We start from the raw sequence: 18144 nt of genomic DNA, 5'->3' as shown, positions 1-18144 counted from the left end.
TGGCCATGTCTCTCATCCTACATAGTTTCTTTCTCCTGGTTATGCGTGTTTTCATTCGGCCACAACCGACTAAGTATGTCGGTTGGCCTATTAGGGTGACAGCAACCGAGAAGAGGAGACCGACCGTGGGTGCGTGGTGGGATGTCTCTTACGACTTAGTCGTGTGTGGGGCTGGGTCGTCGGGTTCGGTGATCGCTCGCCGGTTGGCCGAAAACCCCGACGTGACGGTTCTGCTGCTGGAAGCCGGCGGTAGCGACGAGCTACCGAGCGTCACCGAGGCGAGCCAGTGGCCGACGAACCTGGGCAGCGAACGCGACTGGGCCTTTGCCTCGGAAGCCGACGCACGACTAAACCACCGCTCGATCGCCTTGTCGATGGGCAAAGTCCTGGGTGGTGGGTCGAGCATCAACCTGATGATCTGGGCCCGCGGACACCGCAGCGACTGGGACCATTTCGCAGCCGAGTCCGGTGAGCCGGCCTGGGGCTACGAGCGGGTCCTTCAGCTGTACCGACGGATTGAGGATTGGCACGGTACGGGGGAACCGGATCACCGCGGTACCGGTGGGTTGCTGTTCGTCGAACCTGTGCAGGAGCCACACGGCGTGACCCATGCGACGGTGCAGGCGGCCAGCGCAGTGGGAATCCCGACCTTCCCAAGTCCCAATGGCCGTTTGATGGAAGACACCCGCGGCGCCGCCCTCATCGATCTGCGCTGCCGAGACGGTAAGCGCCAGTCGATATTCCGTAGTTACCTCGGCCCGTTCCTCGCCAGACCGAACCTCACGGTGGTGCCGCACGCGCTCGTGACGGCCGTGACCTTCCAGGCCAACCGCGCCACCGGCGTCGAGGTCGTTCACGGTGGGGCGATGCGCCGCGTGACCGCCCGGTCCGAGGTCGTCCTTTCCCTGGGCGCCGTCCACACCCCCAAGGTGCTGATGCTGTCCGGTATCGGAAACCAAGACGAACTGCGCCGCATCGCGGTCCGGGTCCGCCAGCACCTGCCCGGTGTGGGCCGAAACTTCCACGACCACTACGGCATTGACTGCGTATGGGAGTTCCCGCAAGGAATCCATGCCCAAGCTCGCGCCGAGGCCGCACTGTTCTGGGATTCCGGGTTCGCCGAAGACGACGAACCCGACCTGTTTGCGTGTTTGGGCCCCTTCCCCAAGGCAACACCGGAAGCCATCGCCAAATATGGGCTGCCACAGAACAGTTGGACGTTATTCGGAGCACCGACGCATCCGAAAAGCCGTGGGCAGGTATCGCTGTCGGGCCCCGACCCCACCGACCCGGTGCGGATCGAGGCCAACGCTCTGGCGCATCCGGACGACCTCAAGTCCGCGATCGCGTGTGTCGAAACCCTGCGGCAGATCGGCAATTCCGCCGAGCTACGCCCCTTCGTCGCGCGCGAGGTCATGCCGGGCGACCTGACGGCCGACGGACTGGAAGCGTACTTGCGCGACGCCGTCTGCACGTACTGGCACGCCTGCGGAACTGTGAAGATGGGTCGCGACCCGATGTCGGTGGTGGACGGACAGCTCCGCGTCTACGGCATCGAAAACCTCCGCGTTGCCGACGCCTCGATCATGCCCCGCATCACCACCGCCAACACCATGGCGCCCTGCGTTGTAATCGGCGAGCGCGCAGCGCAATTCATCAAATCGGCGCATGGGATGTAGTGGGTGACTCGCACGAGCGGGCAATCATGCCGGTAAGCCGTTACCATCAGCTCGAGTCGCCGTGGCTCGCGACGAGCTTGCGGGCGACCTCGACGAGCTTCAAGTTGGTCTCTTGGGACAGCTTGCAGAGCAGCTGAAAGGCGGCCACCGAATCGGTGTTGAAGCCTTCCATGATGATGCCTTTGGCTTGGCCGATGATGTCACGAGTGTTCAAGGCATCGTTGAATTGCGCTTCGGCGGTCGCGCCCATGAGTGCCACCGACGCGTGCTGAGCCAGCAATCCGCCGATGACAATGGATTCTTCGGAAAATGCGCCGCCGCGGTCGCCGTACAGGTTGAGCACGCCCAAGTTCTGTTGGACGACGAAGAGCTGGAACGACAGCAGCGTGCGGGCGCCCAAGTCGGTGGCTGCCGCACAGAACGCCGGCCATCGTGTTTCGACGGCCATGTCGTTGATCACGATCGTGCGGTGTTCCCGCAGCGCGCTGAGGCATGGCGGCGCCGGTTTTGGCAACACGGCATCGATGGTCTACGGGACCGCCCGAGTCCCGGTCGGCCCCGCCGGTTCTCGGCGACGGCGGTGGTCGAAGTAAAGGCTCTGGCTTGCGAGCTGCCTACCAAAGCGATGTGCCACTGGCCAAGTGGAGCTGTCCGGACCTGGCGGTTGAGGCCGCGCGGCGCGGCGTGGTCGAGTCGGTGTCAGCCTCTACAGTGCGTCGCTGGCTTGAGCGCTGACGCGCTCAAGCCGTGGCAACATCGGTCCTGGATCTCCCCGCGTGACCCGCACTTTGCCATCAAAGCAGCACGGGTGCTCGATCTCTATGCGCGGGTCTTCGACGGCGAGCCGTTGGGTGAGAACGACTACGTGCTCAGTGCCGACGAGAAGCCTGGCGTGCAGGCTCGCAGCCGTGTTCATCCCTGCCGCCCGCCTGTGACGGCGCTCATCGAAAATCCCCGGCTATGCTCGCTGAAATTCCTCACCTGTGAGTAGCGGTCAGTGTAGTTGTTGGTAGTTGTTGGCGGGTGCCGGTGGCGGTCCGGTGTAGGGTTTCCGCGGCGGCGTGGTGGTCGCGAAGGCGTTAGGACTCGCCGTCGAGGTTGATGACCACGGAACGGTGCAGTAGGCGGTCGAGCATGGCGGCGGCCACGGTGGTGTCGCCGAGGATCTCACCCCAGGCGCCCACGCCGCGGTTGGTGGTGATGACGATGCTGGTTTTCAAATACCGTTGGGAGACAACCTGAAACAACGCTGATGCGGCTTCGGCGGGCAACGGAAGGTAGCCCAGTTCATCAATCACCAGCAGCGTTGGGCCGGCGTAGAAGCGCATGGTGGTGGCCCAGCGTCCCTCGATCGCGGCACGGTGGCAGCGGGCCGCCAGATCGGCGGCGGTGGTGAAGTACGTCCGGTAGCCGGCATGTGCTGCAGCCCTTGCCAGCCCGACCGACAAGTGCGTCTTTCCAGTACCCGGCCGCCCGATGAGCAAGATGTTGGTCGCTGACTCCAGGTAGCGGCAGGTGCCCAGCTCGTCGATGAGTTTGCGGTCGATCCCGGCGGCGGCATCGACGTCGAAGTCGGCCAGCGTGGCCGGGGTGGGCAGGCAGGCGAACCGCAGCCGGCCGGCCAGTCGGCGGGCAGTGCTGGCCTCGACTTCGACGGCCAGCAGTCGCTCCAACGCGACGGCCAGTGACAGGTTCTCGGCGGTGGCTTGGTCCAGCACCGTGGGCAGCGCTCATTGGATGGTCCTGTTCTGGGCGGCCCGCTCGTAGGCAGACAGATCGATGATGGTGGAATTGGTTGACGGAGTTGATGTTTCAATGGCAGTGGTGGATGGCTGCTTGATTTGAAGGAGTTGTGCGGCAGCGGCTTTGGCCGCGGTGCCGGGTGGGATGCGTTCCTTGCGGCGGTGCGGGCGTCCGGTGGTGGCGGTGGCCGTCGCGGCGGTGTCCAGGGCGATGACATGGCCGCTGTCACGCACCATCACCCCGAGCCCGTCGGCAGCCATCCGGTGCCGGGCGATCACAATCCCGCTCATGGTGGCGATGTCGCAAAACTGTCCACCGACAGGATGGCTGACGACCACCTGGGCGGCGGCCAGTTCCGGGGGTACCGAGTAGCGGTTGCCGCGGTACGACACCATCGCTTGGCGCGAGGCGGTGCGGGCCTCGGCGACGATCACCGGATACGCCACCGCCGGCACCGGTTGCAGGGGCTCCGTTTTGGCCACCACGGCGACTGAGGAGCGGCCATCAGCGGTGGCCCGCAGCCGGGTGTCACCGCGGACCGCCGCGAAGCGATCCACGCTGGCCTGCGCCTGCTCGACGGTGGTGTCGTCGGCCAGGGTGCGCCACCAGCGTTGCGCGGCGGTGTGGTTGACCTTCTCGACCACGCCCTTGCGGTTGCCGCGCCGGGCCGGGCAGATCGCCACCGACACTCCGTAGTGCTTGGCCGCCCCGGCGAACGATGCGGTCACCGTTCCGCTGCCGGGGTCACACACGGTGGCCATCCGGTCGAACCGCCACACCCGGGTCAGTCCACCGAGTCCGCGGGTCACCCGGTCGAGGCCGGCGACCAGATGCGGCTGATCCTCCGAGGGCGCCAAGAAGCCGCGCCATTTCCCGGAATGCGCCAGTGAGCCGACCAACAGGTGAGCGGTCTTGCCCCACCCCCACGATTGCGGTGGGTCGGGCAATTCCAGCCAGTCCCACTGGGTTTTCATCACCCGGGGCGTGTGGGATCACCGCGTTCGGGCGCTGAGTGGCGGTCCGGCAGGCTTCACAGGCCGGCCGCAGATTCCGGGTCCGGATGTTGCGGGTCAGGCTCTGATACGACAGCCCGAATCCCAGCTCCTCGAGTTCGTCGAACAGAGTGCGGGCCCACAGGTGTGGGTCCTCGCTCAGCCTGGCGGTGACGTAGTTGACGAACGGATCAAACGGGTCCGGGTCGGGCCGGGCGCGGACCCCGGGTTTGCCGTCACCGGCCAGATACTTGCGGACCGTCTTGCGATCGTGACCGGTGTGGCGGGCGATCGCCGAGATCGTCCAACCACGTTTGTGTAGGGCATGTACTTCCACATCGTCCTCCCATGTGAGCATGAGAAAGCGGGCCTCCTTCGGTGGAGCTGCTGGCGTCAGACACCAGCAGCTTCGAGGGAGGCCCGCCCTTCTCGGCGCAGCCGCACGGGTGGGGAATTTCGATGAGCGTCAGTGGGGAATTTCAGCGAGCGCGGTCAGTACTCCTTGAGGGTTGCCTACGCACCGCGGTTTGCGGGCGGTGTTGTCACAGTCCGATACGTGGTCGCAAGAATGCAAATTCCGTACGCGCGTGAACAAGCGAAGCCGCTCGGTCGGGTCCACAGTGGTGATCAGACCGCCGCGGCATTCACAACCAGAGACGTTGTATCGGAAAAGCCGATGTTAGACCCGCCTGATGACTCGTGGCAACCAGCAGCAAGCATTGGAGTTGGTGAAGAGATGAATAACCACATTTCCAGCCTCATCGCGGCCGACTACGTTGTGGTGGGTACGGGATCGGCCGGCTCGGTGATCGCGGAACGGCTTAGCGCCGATCCGCGTAATCGCGTGGTGGTGCTCGAGGCCGGACCCAAAGACACCGATCGGCGTATCCACACGCCGGTGACTTGGCTTCAGCTGTTCCGCAGCGAAATCGACTGGGATTACTTGACTGAGCCCCAGTCTGGGCTCAACGGTCGGTGCATCCATTGGCCGCGCGGCAAGACCCTGGGCGGATCGTCGTCGACCAACGCCACGATGTGGGTGCGTGGGTTCGCGGCTGACTACGATGAATGGGCGCAGTGCGCCGGGGAGCAATGGTCGTTCAATCGAGTCGTCGAATACTTCCGGCGTATCGAGAGCGTCCAAGGCGCGCGCGAACCGGATGAAGGCGCGGGCGGGCCTGTGTACGTCTCCGAACAGCGCAGCCCCAATCGCCTAACGGCGGCCTGGCTGAAAGCGGTGCAGGAGTGCGGTTTTTCGGTAGAGCGCCCCAATCTTGCGCAGCCTGACGGATTTAGTCAAGCAGTGGTTACTCAGCTTCGGGGCCGTCGATGGAGTACAGCCGATGCCTACCTACGGCCCGCCCTAAAGCGGCGCAACCTCACCCTGGTCCTCAATGCGACCGCAACTCGAGTGCGTGTCCTCGACAACGCGGCGGTTGGCGTGGAATGCGAAATCGACGGCCGAATCCAGTTCGTTCGCGCCACGCGCGAGGTAATCCTATCGGCAGGGGTAATCAATTCTCCACAGCTGCTTATGCTTTCGGGCATCGGCAACGGTAAAGAACTTGCTCGCCACGGTATTGATATTGTCTATCATGCACCGCAGGTTGGGAAGAATTTGCGCGATCACCTAGTGGCGGTTCTCGGCTTCGAAGTAGACGCCGACACATTGTTTGGGGCGGGGAAGCCCCGTCAGATCCTCAACTATCTGGTTCGACGTCGCGGCATGCTGTCTTCACCGGCTGCCGAAGCCTACGGGTTTGTCCGCAGCAATGCCGGAATGGCTCTGCCTGACCTGGAGTTATTGTTTGGGCCTGGCCCCTTGTTCGACGCAGGACTTGGCGAACCCTACGGGCATGCGGTCACCATGGGATCGATCCTGACCAAGCCGCACAGCACCGGATGCATCACGCTGCGTTCGCCCGATCCGAAAGCCAAGCCCGTCATTGACCCTCGCTATCTTTCCGACAACGGTGGAAGGGACCGCGCCGCCATCATGGAAGGCTTACGGATTTGCGCGAAAGTCGCCGATGCGCCGTCACTGAACAGTGTGCTTGGCAAAATTGCCCGTCCCCTCGGTGCGGACGATACGAGTGAAGCGAATCTCGAGAGGGCGCTGAACAACGAGTCCCACAGCCTTTACCACCCTGTGGGTACCTGCCGAATGGGCAGCGATCCCAACAGTGTCGTCACCCCCGAACTCAAGGTCCGAGGTGTGCGGGGACTGCGTGTCGCTGACGCCTCCGTCATGCCCACCATCATCCGTGGCCATACCAACGCGGCGAGTATCCTCATTGGTGCCAAAGCAGCAGATCTCATCACCAAAAGCTGAGCGTAATTGTGTCTTATCCTGCGGGTGACTTTCTTCACTGTCTGTCGCCGCGTGAGCTGTTTATTTCGGGTGCGCGACCACCCAGTTTTGGGCACGGGTATTTCGTCAGCGTCGGTGGGAAAGGCCTCCTGGGCGCATGTCGAGACGATTGGGCAGATGGTCACGCACCGACCCCCGACGATATCCTTGCCTGGTACGGCGATCGACTGTGGTGGCCGTGAAATATGCCGGGGCACAGCCGGCTTCGATTACACCCCCAACGTCTAGGTGCGTTTGTCGATGCTACGGGAGAACTTTCGACGACCGCTGCTCTCGACTTTGAGGTCCAGCCCCTCGACGTGATTGCACCTAGAGATGCGGCGTTCAGAACCGAGGGCGTCGCGACGTGCAGACTCGCGGTCCCGACTCGTACACCACCTTGGTGGACGCAACCGAGGGGTGGGGGCTGGCGCCGCCGGTGAAGAACGGGCCGGCGTTGAGCGGCTACGGCGCCGAGGCGATGAATGCCGCCCTGGTCGCATCGCTCGCGCAGCTGCCCGGGCAGTTGCGTCAGACCCTGACATGGGACCGCGGCAAAGAGTTGGCCGCGCATGCTCAGTTCACGTTCGATACCGGGACGAAGGTGTTTTTCTGGCACCCCGCACTCTCCGTGGCAGCGGCCCACAAACGAGAACACCAATGGTGTTCTGCGTCAGTACTTTCCGAAGGGAACTGACCTATCACGATGGTCTGCCGAAGATCTTGAGGCGGTCGCTTTGACGCTCAACAACAGACCCCGCAAGGTCCTCGACTGGAAGACTCCCGCCGAAGTCTTTGCACAGCAGCTACACTCGCTCCAACAACCCGGTGTTGCATCGACCGATTGAACTCGCCCAATACACTGCAATGCATTTCACCGAAACTCTGATGCTGGAGGGACTGGTCCCGTCGGTCGGGACCGTAGGGGACGCCCTCGATAACGCGTTGGCCGAAACGGCGATCGGGCTCTACAAAACCGAGTGCGTGCGCGAGGGTTCCCGTTTCCGCACCGGACCGATCCGCACCCTCGCCGACCTGGAGAACATCACCCCGGCGTGGGTGCACTGGTATAACACCACCAGGCTTATGCACCGCTTTGGCCGCCGCCCGCCAGCCGAAGCCGAGGCCGAGTACTACGCCCGGCTGCAAGCCGGCGACCCCCTCAGCCGTCCGTAGGCTCGGATCGCGACGGGTGTGTCAGCGAACACCGATGGCAGACTCGGGACTTGTGGCGGAGTTGTTGATCGCGGTCAACCCGGACGACGAATCCCGGCTGAGGTTGCTGCTGAGGGTCCCGCTCCCTGGCGGTGACCTGCTGTTCCGCACGTCGGGGACCTGGCCGCGGGAAAAGGCTTTGTTCGCCTACCCGGTACCGCTGGACGAGTGGCCCGACGATCCGGTGATCGTTGAACGAGTGTCGCTTCGGTCGTGCATTCGGCGCGGCGCGGCGATCGATGTGATCGCCGACCGGTCCCGGCAGAACCGCTCCCAGCTCGTGTTCACCCAGGCTCGTGGCCGCGACGTGGTGTTTTGGCAGTCGCCGCGCACCCGCAAGCAGGCGCGCCCGAACGTACGCACCCCGACCGCCCGCGCGCACGGCATCGAGGAACTGCAGATCGTTGTCGACAGCCACGAGCAGTACGCCTACCGGTTCGCAACGCAGCAGGTCACCACGGTCAAGCGGGCGCTGCCGTGCGGGGACTACGGGATCGTCGTCGATGGTCAGCTGGTCGCCAGCGTGGAACGCAAGTCACTGGTCGATCTGGTAGCCAGCCTCACCGGCGGCAAGCTGCGCTACCAGGTCGGCGACCTAGCCGCGCTCCCGCGGGCGGCGGTAGTCATCGAGGATCGCTACTCGCAGCTGTTCAAGCTTGACCGCGTACGTCCCGCGATGGTCGCCGACGGACTCGCCGAGCTCCAGATCCGCTGGCCGAACGTGCCCGTCGTGTTCTGCGAGAGCCGCCAGCTCGCCGAGGAATGGACCTACCGGTTCCTCGCCGCCGCCAACGCATGGGCGACTTCCGAACAAGCTGCCATGCAACGCATCTCAGCGATCAGAGTCGACATCGCCCATCTCGACCAGGCACCCGCAGCCCCCAGACCATCCACCGCGGAAGTCCGCGCCTGGGCTCGCAGCACCGGCTTACCGGTACCCGACCGCGGCCGGCTCCGCCCCGAGATCTGGGCAGCTTGGTACGACACCAACTCCTCGAACCGAACCTAGCGTCGACGGCCGCGTACTACGCTCACCACCAGATCGGGAAGCACACCGGTCACACGAAATGAGGTGTGCATCAAACCCGGGTATTGAGATTCCGCCGGAGTTGCAGCGGGTTGCCTATTTGACGGGGCAGCAGTGGCCTAAGGGCGATGAGACGGCGATGTTTGCCCTTGCGGGCGATTGGAACAGTGCGGTCAAGCAATTGTCGGATGCGGCGTTGCAGCAGGCGCAGTCGCAGGTGTCGTCGTCGTTGACGGGTCAGACGGCGGATGCGGCGGCGGGGGTGTTTGCTGTCGCTTGCCAGGGTGATGGGACCACCGTTTTGCCATGGGCATGGGACCGGTTGTTTCCGGTTGCTGGCCGTTGGGGTGGTGGTGACTGATGACCTGGCTGCTGGTCGATTCGGCTGGTCCGAATTGACCGGCTTTCGAGGACGGGGTTTCTGGCGTTGCCGGTAGGACTCGCCCTCGACGACGAGTTCGTAGGCCGCGGATTGGAGCCGGTCCATCGCCGACTGGGCTAGGAGCGGGTCGGCCATCATGGTGAGGATCTCCGGTGGTTCGCGGTTGCTGGTGATGACTGTTGATGCGCTGCGGTGGCGTTCCACGACGAGTTCGTAGAAGTCGTTGGTCTCGGTGGCCTCAAGCCGGTGCAACGCGAGGTCATCGATGATAAGCAGCTCGACGCGGTGCAGTTGGCGCATCTCGTCTTCGTAGCTGCCGTCTAGCCGTGCTGCGCGCAGGCGTTTGAACAGTTTGTCGGCGCGTTCGGTATGGACGCTGTGGTGACGCCGCACGGCGATGTGGCCTAATGCGTTGGCCAGGAACGTTTTTCCGACTCCGACCGGTCCCATGATGAGCACGTTGTAGGCGTCGGCCAGAAACCGCAGCGAGGTCAGCTCGGTCCATAGTTGGCGGTCGTAGCTGACCGAGGCGGTGTCATCCCAGGCCTGAAGCTGCATTTGTGGATCCAATCCACCCCGGGCAACGGCTCCGCCCCGCCCGGTGCGCCGAGTTCCGGCCGTTTTGGCGGCACGCCCGTGCTGGGCAACGGCCCGCTGCTGGCGCTGCCGGGCCGCGGCGCGCCGGAGGCTGCGCCCCGGCACCCCGGCGTACTGGCACCCGCCGGGGGCACAGCCGTTGACCAGGGCGAATGGTCGTCCGGACGGCCGTGCCGCAGGGCCGTCGACATGCACGAGATCACCGACCTGCTGGACAAACTCGGGTATCTGCGCGACCGTGGGGTGTTGACCGACAAGGAATTCGTTGCGCAGAAGCAACGCCTTCTCGGCAACCAGTGACCGACGCGCGGGGTGCTCACGTGCAACGTCCGGGGTCGCCGTGAACCCGACCAACTACATTTATGTCTGTGGTCAACGATCCGGACGACGGACAGCGCGAGCCGGTGAGCCAATCCGAACAACGAGTCGACGAGCTGGTGGCGGCTCGCGATCAGATGGCTCACCTGGTGCGCGTCATCGTCGAGATCGGTTCTGACCTGGACCTCGAGGTCACCTTGCGCCGTGTCGTCAGCGCAGCCATGGAGCTGACCGGCGCTCCGTACGGGGCGCTGGGCATCCGGGCGGCGGACGGCACCCTGGCCTCCTTCGTCCATACCGGCATCGACGACGACGCGGCACAGCGGCTGGGCGACTTGCCAGTGGGCGAGGGCATCCGCCTCGACGATGTGAGTGCCCATCCGCAGGCCACTGGACTGCATGTGCACGTACCCTCCGTCCGGGCGTTGCTCGGAATTCCGATCACCGTGCGAGCGGCCGATTTCGGCAGCCTGTACCTCGCGGACGACCGGCCGGACCGGGTGTTCACCGACTATCAGGAGAACGCCGTGCGGGCGCTGGCGACGGCGGCCGCGGCCGCTATCGACAACGCGCGGTTGTTTGAACGTGAACGCGAGTCGGCGCGCTGGACGAAGGCCAGCCGGGAGATCACGACCGCGCTGCTGTCGGGTGACCCGCAGACCGGTCCACTGCAGCTGATCGTGAATCTGGCGCTCGAACTGGCCGGTGCCGAGCAGGCCATCCTATTGGTTCCCAGCGAGCCCGATCTGCCGACCGACAAGGTGGCCTCCCTCATCGTGGCGGCGACCGCGGGGCGCTACGCGTCGCAAGTGATCGGTCGCCAGGTCCCGATGGACGGTTCGACCACCGGCGGGGTGGCTCGGCGCGGTGAACCGCTGATCACCGATTCCTTCCAGTACCCCATCGAGGGCTTCACCGATGTGGGTGAGCGCCCGGCCATCGTCATGCCGCTGGTAGCCGACGGTGCAGTGCTCGGAGTGATCGCGGTGGCACGAGACCCGCAACAGCCGAGGTTCAGCAGTGACTACCTAGAGCTGGTCAGTGATTTCGCCCGACACGCCGCGATCGCCCTGGCGCTGGCGGCGGGCCGAGAACACGCGCTCAACCAGGAGCTCGCGCAGGCGGACACCGTCGAGGACGCGGTATCGGCCGCGGCCGAGGAGCTGCGTCGGCTGTGGCGGGCCCGCCGCGTGCTGGCGCTGACGTTCCCTACCCGCAGGGCCGGCCTTGGTTCGCCAACCGAAACCGACTCTGGCGCACCAGGACTCGTGGCCGTGGGTGAGCCCACACGGTGGACCGACCTGCCGGACGAAACGCGGCGGATGCTCGCCGCATTGCGCGACGGGGACCTGCTGACCCCGAACATCAGCACGCCCGGGACGGCGGCCATTGCGCTGCAGCACCCCGAGGGCGTCCTGGTCGTCTGGATCGAACTGGCCGACAAGCGGCCGTTCACCCTCGAAGACCAGACCTTGCTCACCGTGCTGGCCGGCCGCCTCGGACAGGGTCTGCAACGCGTCTATCAGGTCGACCAGCAGCGCGAGACCGCCCTGGCATTGCAACACGCGATCCTCGGTCCGGCCGAGCTGCCCCACGGCTTCGCGGTGCGCTACCAGGCCGCGACCCGCCCGCTGCAAGTCGGCGGTGACTGGTACGACGTCGTCGACCTCGACGACGGACGCATTGCGCTGATCGTCGGCGACTGCGTCGGCCACGGTCTGGCCGCTGCCACGGTGATGGGCCAGGTGCGCAGCGCCTGCCGCGCACTGCTGTTCGACAACCCCAGCCCGGCGGCCGCCCTCGAGGGCCTCGACCGCTTCGCCGCCCGGCTACCCGGCGCCCAATGCACCACCGCGGTGTGCGCCGTGCTCAATCCCGACACCGGTGAGCTGGTGTATTCCAGTGCCGGGCACCCACCGCCCATCCTGGTCGATGCCGACGGCAGCACCCGCATGCTCGAGGACGGCCACTCCGTCGCGTTGGGGATACGCCCCCATCGCGCCCGTACCGAGGCCCGGCTGATCGTGCCGGCCCGCTCGACACTGCTGCTTTACACCGACGGTCTGGTCGAACGTCGCCGCAAGTCACTCGACGAAGGCATCGATCGGGCCGCGGCGCTGGTGCAGGACGGTAGGGTGTCGCCGCTGAACGAACTGGCCGACCAGATCATGTCCCGGCTCGCGCCCAGCAGCGGCTACCAGGACGACGTCGCGCTGCTGCTTTATCGGCATCCGGCTCCGCTGGAACTCACCTTCCCGGCCGACGTCAGCCATCTCGCCCCGGTTCGTCGTGCGCTGCGCAGTTGGCTGAGCCGCGCCCGACTGGATCCCGATCAGACCATGAACGTGCTCATCGCCGCCGGTGAAGCCGTCGCCAATGCCATCGAGCACGGCCACCGGCACACACCAGGGGGCACCATCGCTCTGGACGCCACCGCTTTGGTCGACGAGGTGCAGCTGACCATCACCGACACGGGTTCGTGGAAAACTCCGCAACCCGCCGCCAATCCGCACCGCGGCCGCGGCATCGCTTTGATGCGCGGCCTCATGCACGACGTCACCATTAACCCGGACCCTGAGGGCACCAAGGTTCAGCTATCGGTGAGGATCGCATGATGGCGACATCGCTCACCCTGGACACTGTGCGCTCCGACGATGGCAATCTCACGCTGGTGGCGGCGGGAGAAATCGACCTGAGCAACATCGACGCTTTCGACCAGGCGCTTGGTGCCGCCACGGCTGCGGCCGCGAGTAGCGGGGAGACGCTCGTGGTAGATCTCAGCGGGGTGGAGTACCTGGACAGCGCGGCAATCAACGCCCTGTTCAACCGTGCGGACCACATTCGGGTCATCGCTCACCGCCTGTTGATGACCAGCCTCACCGTCAGCGGCCTAGCCGAATTGGTCACCGTCGAACCCGCGCCGGCGCCGACACAGGACTGACACCCGACATTCGGGGCTCAGATGTTCCCGGACATCCCCCGAGACAACCCGGCCGACTTAGCTGAGGTGTATCTGGTTCGTGACCTGCCCGCGACAGTGGGACAGGACGCTCATCACCATGGCAGTACTTGCGGTGATCTGCGCACTGGCCGCCGCGGCGTGCCTGGGCTACTACGCCGGCCGACGGGCCAGCTCGCCGGCGCTGAGCTGGCAGCAGCGCACGAGTCGTGTCGCACTGGGCCGGCTTGTGTTTAGCTTGCTCGTGCTGCTCACCGCACGGCGGGTTCGGCAGCGCCTCCGGGCAGAGCGCGTACTTCGCTACGTGGTAACCAGCATGGGGCCGAGAGCCGTTGTGCCGCTTGAGTTTTTGCGAGTGGGTGTCGCACGGATGCGGTCGTGACGAGATGGGTGAGGACTGCTATGACTTCGCTAGAGGGCAAGGTCGCGTTGGTGACGGGTGCGTCTTCGGGCCTTGGCGCCGAAACAGCCAGGCTGTTTTCTCGCCACGGTGCAACCGTTTTCGGGATTGCCCGCGATACTGCACGGTTGGCCGAGGTGTTCGCCGATGTGCGGTCGGGTGCGCACGCGTCGGTGGACATAGCCTCGCCGCGGGAATGTCAGGACGCGGTGCAGCGGTGCGTCGAGGAGTTCGGCGGCCTGGATGTCTTGGTCAACATCGCCGGGAAACATCAGATGCGTCGCACCGAATCGATGACGGACGACGACTGGACACAAGATCTCGCGGTCAACCTGAGCGGCCCGTTTTATCTATGCCGGGCCGCATTGCCACACCTACTCGAGCGCGGGGGCAACATCATCAACGTCAGCTCCATCGCCGGTGTGGAAGGCCAGGCGTACTCGGCCGGATACTGCGCCGCCAAGCACGGGCTCATCGGGCTGACCCGCGCGCTGGCAGTGGAATACACCGCGGATCGGTTGCGCGTCAACGTCGTATGTCCCGGCGGCATGCTCACGCCACAACTCGAAGGGTTCCGCCCACCCGAAGATCCCAATTACGACCTGATCATGCGGACAGCCGCGCCGCGCGGCATGATGCAGCCCCGCGAAGTCGCCGACGTGGTCGCGTTCCTTGCCAGCGATGCGGCGTCTGCCATCCACGGCGCCGTCTACCGAGTCGACAATGGCAAGGGTGCCGGCTGAAACTATTGTGCTGCACGGGGATTGGCGTAACGCCGGTTCATGCACGGGTATTGCCGCTGGTCTTGTTTTCGTCGTACATCAACTCGTCGGCCCGGGTGAGCAATTCGTCCACGGTTGCGCCCGCTCCGTGCGCCGGCGCCGCACCACGCCGATGGCTGGCGGCAAGCCGATAGGGCCGTTGTGATGTGCCCCCCGTAGCTTTTGCTCGGCAGCAGATAGAAGCAGCGCCGGTCCGTCAGCCCGGTCATCGCGTCGGTCACGGCGAGCTGACGAATCTCCTCGTTTGCCTGCTGCGGCGCCGCGGTGCGGTCGCGCACCCGGTGTTCCAATTCGGCGTACACGTGGACGTTCTCCATGGCGATCGACGTCGAATCCGCCAGCGCTTGCAGTAAGCGGACCTCTTGCTCGGATCGCTGACGCTCATCTGCCCGGTAATTTCCGATCGCGCCGATCGGGTGCAGCCTGCGGCTGGTGGGGTAGGGTCCGCCTGCTCGCCGCCGAATATTTTCGAGGCTTGCTGAAACCGGGCGGCGGGTAACTCTGTACCCACCGAGGAGGAGACGGCATGAGCTCACGCGCACACACGAAGACCATCACGACGCACGTACCGGCGCGGCTGGACCGGCTGCCCTGGTCGCGGTTCCACTGGCGCGTCGTCGTGGGTCTCGGCGGTGTGTGGGTTCTCGACGGACTCGAGGTCACCATGGTCGGCAACGTCTCGGCACGCCTTACTGAGCAGGGCAGCGGCATCGAACTCGATCCCGCGCAGATCGGCTATGCCGCGGCGATCTACATCACCGGCGCCTGCCTGGGTGCGTTGGTTTTCGGTCACCTCACGGATCGGTTCGGGCGACGCAACTTGTTCATCCTGACCCTGGCGGTCTACCTAGTCGCCACCGTGGCGACCGCATTCGCCTTCGCGCCCTGGTATTTCTTCGTCGCCCGGTTTTTCACCGGCGCCGGCATCGGGGGCGAATACGCCGCCATCAATTCCGCGATCGACGAGTTGATTCCGGCGCGGGTGCGCGGACGCGTCGACCTGATCATCAACGGCACCTACTGGCTCGGCTCGGCCGCGGGAGCGGCTGGCGCGTTGGTGCTGCTGGACACCTCGAATTTCCCTCCGAACATCGGGTGGCGCCTAGCGTTCGGCATCGGTGCCATCTTCGGCATCTTCCTGTTGCTGGTCCGACGTAACGTCCCGGAAAGCCCACGGTGGCTGTTCATTCACGGTCGTGACCAGGAAGCCGAGCAGATCGTCGCGGACATCGAAGGCGACGTCGAGCGGGAGACCGGTCAGTCGCTGCCTGAGCCGCACGGACAACCGCTGAAAATTCGTCAGCGCGAAACGATTTCGTTCGTAGAGATCGCTCAGGTGGCATTCAAGCTTTATCCGAAGCGCGCAATTCTCGGGCTCGCTTTGTTCATCGGCCAGGCGTTCCTCTACAACGGCGTGACGTTCAATCTGGGCACCCTGTTGAGCAGGTTTTACGGCGTCGCTTCGGGAACGGTGCCGGTCTTTTTCATTCTGTGGGCGTTGAGCAATTTCTTCGGCCCGCTGGTCCTCGGGAGGCTCTTCGACACCGTCGGTCGCAAACCGATGATCACGATGACCTACCTCGGCTCCGCGGCCATTGCGGTCGTGCTTGGTGTGTTGTTCGTGAACCAGACCGGCGGTGTGTGGACGTTCATCGTCGTGTTGGCGGCGGCGTTCTTTCTGGCGTCGGCGGGCGCGAGCGCGGCCTACCTGACCGTCAGCGAGATCTTCCCGATGGAGACCCGGGCGCTGGCGATCGCGTTCTTCTACGCGGTGGGCACGGCGATCGGCGGTATCACCGGGCCCGTCCTGTTCGGCGAGCTGATCAATTCCGGCGAACGTGGCCAGGTGTTGTGGTCGTTTTTGATCGGGGCGATCGTGATGGCGGTCGCGGGCCTAGTCGAACTGTGGCTCGGCATCGCCGCCGAGCAACGCGCCCTGGAGGATCTGGCACTGCCGTTGACGGTGGCCGACGCCGACAACGACGGCTAGCTGGTTGGGACTATCGTCGGCGGCGTGACGCTACCGCTGGGCGACGTCGACTCGTATTACAACCTTGGGGCTTACCATCGGGCCGTCGACACACCTTCGGCGCACGCCCAAATATGGTTCGACCGAGGCATGGTGTGGGCGTACGCGTTCAATCATGAAGAGGCGGTGCGCTGCTTTGACAAGGCGCTCCAGCTGGACCCCGATCTGGCCATCGCACGCTGGGGCATCGCGTATTCGGTCGGGCCGAATTACAACAAGGCCTGGGATGCCTTTGATCCCGCCGACCTTGCCGCATCGCTGACCCGGGCTCGCGCGGAACTTCGGCTCGCCCGCCGAGGCCGTGCCACGGCCCTCGAACGGGGTCTGATCGACGCACTTGCCGCTCGGTTTCCCACCGCGGACGCCGGGGACACCGCGGCGCTGGCCGCGGGTCAAGCCGCGTACGCCGACTCGATGTCAACGTTGGCCTCGACGTACCCGCACGACGTGGACGTCGCGGCCTTGACCGCGGATGCGCTGGTCAACGTGACGGCCTGGGCCCTTTGGGATACCGACACCGGCGAGCCGGCTCCCGGCTCTCGTGTCCTCGAGGCCAAACAGCTCCTCGAGACCGCGCTAGCGACTCCCGCCGGGCAAGCTCACCCCGGCATCCTGCATCTCTATCTGCACACGATGGAGTTATCGACACATCCCGAGGTTGCGCTGCCCGCGGCCGATCTGCTTCGCGGGCTGGTGCCGGACGCCGGTCACCTCGAACACATGCCGACCCATATCGACGTACTGTGCGGCGATTACCGCAGTGCGGTGGTCTCGAACCTGGCGGCAGTGCGCGCGGATCGCAAGTTCCTGGAACGCGAAGGGGCACTGAACTTTTACTCCGCCTACCGAGCACACGACTTGCACTTCGTGGTGTACGCGGCGATGTTTTCCGGACAGTCTCGAGTCGCGCTCGCGGCCGCCGATGAGCTGGCCGCGCAACTCACGCCGGCGGTGCTGTTGATCGATTCGCCCCCGATGGCCGACTGGCTGGAAGCATTCGTGCCGCTGCGGGTGCATGTTCTCATCCGCTTCGGGCGGTGGGCTGATTTGATCGCCGCGCCGCTGCCCGCCGACCCGGATCTGTACTGCACCACGGCGACCACGGTGCACTATGGCCGCGCCGTCGCCTATGCGGCCTCGGGCCAACTGTCGCGCGCAGATGCCGAGCGGCAAGCCTTCGCCGAGGCTTATGCTCGCATCCCGGCCTCGCGGTATTTGTTCAACAACACCAGTCGTGACATCCTCGCGGTCGCCGCAGCGATGATCGACGGTGAAATCGCCTACCGCCGAGGAGATTTCGACACCGCATTCGACCATTTGGCCCGCGCGGTGGAACTCGACGACGCCCTGCCGTACGACGAGCCGTGGGGCTGGATGCAGCCGACCCGCCACGCCTACGGCGCGCTGCTGCTCGAACAGGGGCGGGTGAGTGAAGCGGCCCAGGTCTATGCGGCCGATCTGGGTCTTGATCCGGCCGTCCGGCGAAGCTGTCAACATCCCGGCAACGTCTGGAGCCTGCACGGCTACCACGAATGTTTGCGCCGCCTTGGCCGCACCGCTGAAGCCGCGATCATCGAGCAGCAACTGGTGCTGGCGCAAGCGCGCGCCGACGTCCCCATCACTGCGTCCTGTGCCTGCAGATTCGGCCCCGTGCTCTAAGTATTGTGTAAT

At 65.1% G+C, this 18144-nt stretch carries 12 protein-coding genes and 7 pseudogenes; 14 read left to right on the top strand and 5 right to left on the bottom strand.

Features of this window, described 5'->3' with window-relative positions:
• The first annotated feature begins 125 nt into the window (after positions 1–125).
• Complete coding sequence (locus AWC25_RS17500) at positions 126–1679, top strand: GMC family oxidoreductase (RefSeq protein WP_244899534.1); 1554 nt, start codon at positions 126–128, stop codon at positions 1677–1679.
• Positions 1680–1725: 46 nt separating this feature from the next.
• On the opposite strand, the gene AWC25_RS17495 is transcribed toward AWC25_RS17500, so the two are convergent.
• Positions 1726–2196, bottom strand: coding sequence for a GAF and ANTAR domain-containing protein (locus AWC25_RS17495; RefSeq protein WP_244899533.1), 471 nt, complete (start codon positions 2194–2196; stop codon positions 1726–1728).
• On the opposite strand from AWC25_RS17495, the pseudogene AWC25_RS27860 reads away from it, so the two are divergent.
• Positions 2149–2277: pseudogene (locus AWC25_RS27860) on the top strand (helix-turn-helix domain-containing protein); the annotation flags it as partial. The gene AWC25_RS17495 and the pseudogene AWC25_RS27860 overlap by 48 nt on opposite strands.
• A gap of 126 nt (positions 2278–2403) precedes the next feature.
• Positions 2404–2670, top strand: a complete 267-nt coding sequence (locus tag AWC25_RS27460; protein ID WP_232327381.1) for a hypothetical protein — start codon at positions 2404–2406, stop codon at positions 2668–2670.
• Here AWC25_RS27460 and istB read toward each other — a convergent pair.
• Positions 2657–3409, bottom strand: a pseudogene (gene istB / locus AWC25_RS17485) (IS21-like element helper ATPase IstB); the annotation flags it as partial. The gene AWC25_RS27460 and the pseudogene istB sit on opposite strands and share 14 nt — an antisense overlap.
• A pseudogene (locus AWC25_RS17480) lies at positions 3410–4772 on the bottom strand (IS21/IS408/IS1162 family transposase).
• A 378-nt stretch (positions 4773–5150) separates the two neighbouring features.
• On the opposite strand from AWC25_RS17480, the gene AWC25_RS17475 reads away from it, so the two are divergent.
• The 5 genes and pseudogenes from AWC25_RS17475 to AWC25_RS27945 all read left to right on the top strand — a co-directional run bounded on the left by AWC25_RS17475 (position 5151) and on the right by AWC25_RS27945 (position 9367).
• Positions 5151–6746, top strand: a complete 1596-nt coding sequence (locus tag AWC25_RS17475; protein WP_069400643.1) for a GMC family oxidoreductase — start codon at positions 5151–5153, stop codon at positions 6744–6746.
• 433 nt (positions 6747–7179) lie between these two features.
• Positions 7180–7612 (top strand): annotated as a pseudogene (locus tag AWC25_RS17470) (IS30 family transposase); the annotation flags it as partial.
• A 7-nt stretch (positions 7613–7619) separates the two neighbouring features.
• Positions 7620–7940, top strand: a pseudogene (locus AWC25_RS17465) (integrase core domain-containing protein); the annotation flags it as partial.
• 52 nt (positions 7941–7992) lie between these two features.
• Entirely contained in the window at positions 7993–8988 is a 996-nt protein-coding gene (locus AWC25_RS17460) for an ERCC4 domain-containing protein (RefSeq protein ID WP_085167173.1), read from the top strand.
• A 58-nt stretch (positions 8989–9046) separates the two neighbouring features.
• A complete protein-coding gene (locus AWC25_RS27945; RefSeq protein WP_462982162.1) occupies positions 9047–9367 on the top strand; it encodes a WXG100-like domain-containing protein in 321 nt (106 codons plus the stop codon).
• 18 nt (positions 9368–9385) lie between these two features.
• Here AWC25_RS27945 and AWC25_RS27855 read toward each other — a convergent pair.
• Positions 9386–9958, bottom strand: a pseudogene (locus tag AWC25_RS27855) (ATP-binding protein); the annotation flags it as partial.
• Between AWC25_RS27855 and AWC25_RS17450 the strand changes: the two are divergent.
• From AWC25_RS17450 to AWC25_RS17430, 4 genes are all read left to right on the top strand, one after another.
• Entirely contained in the window at positions 9947–10285 is a 339-nt protein-coding gene (locus tag AWC25_RS17450) for an SHOCT domain-containing protein (RefSeq protein ID WP_142278904.1), read from the top strand. The pseudogene AWC25_RS27855 and the gene AWC25_RS17450 sit on opposite strands and share 12 nt — an antisense overlap.
• 68 nt (positions 10286–10353) lie before the next feature.
• Positions 10354–12918: a SpoIIE family protein phosphatase gene (locus tag AWC25_RS17445; protein ID WP_372513585.1), complete on the top strand. Its 2565-nt coding sequence runs from the start codon at positions 10354–10356 to the stop codon at positions 12916–12918.
• On the top strand, positions 12918–13244 hold the full coding sequence (locus AWC25_RS17440) for an STAS domain-containing protein (RefSeq protein WP_069400637.1): 327 nt from the start codon (positions 12918–12920) through the stop codon (positions 13242–13244). The genes AWC25_RS17445 and AWC25_RS17440 overlap by 1 nt, the downstream gene beginning before the upstream one ends.
• Positions 13245–13664: 420 nt before the next feature.
• Positions 13665–14405, top strand: coding sequence for an SDR family NAD(P)-dependent oxidoreductase (locus tag AWC25_RS17430; protein WP_085167171.1), 741 nt, complete (start codon positions 13665–13667; stop codon positions 14403–14405).
• 174 nt (positions 14406–14579) lie between these two features.
• On the opposite strand, the pseudogene AWC25_RS27850 reads toward AWC25_RS17430, so the two are convergent.
• Positions 14580–14872: pseudogene (locus AWC25_RS27850) on the bottom strand (diguanylate cyclase); the annotation flags it as partial.
• Positions 14873–14970: 98 nt separating this feature from the next.
• Here AWC25_RS27850 and AWC25_RS17420 point away from each other — a divergent pair.
• Together AWC25_RS17420 and AWC25_RS17415 are read left to right on the top strand one after the other, a co-directional pair.
• A complete protein-coding gene (locus tag AWC25_RS17420) occupies positions 14971–16434 on the top strand; it encodes an MFS transporter (RefSeq protein WP_061555545.1) in 1464 nt (487 codons plus the stop codon).
• Between the two features lie 24 nt (positions 16435–16458).
• Positions 16459–18132 (top strand): tetratricopeptide repeat protein, encoded by a 1674-nt coding sequence (locus tag AWC25_RS17415; RefSeq protein WP_069400636.1) that lies wholly within the window; start codon positions 16459–16461, stop codon positions 18130–18132.
• Positions 18133–18144 lie beyond the last annotated feature (12 nt).

The sequence above is a fragment of the Mycobacterium sherrisii genome, assembly GCF_002102355.1.
Lineage (GTDB): Bacteria > Actinomycetota > Actinomycetes > Mycobacteriales > Mycobacteriaceae > Mycobacterium > Mycobacterium sherrisii.
This window is presented reverse-complemented; position numbering and strand designations above follow the sequence as displayed.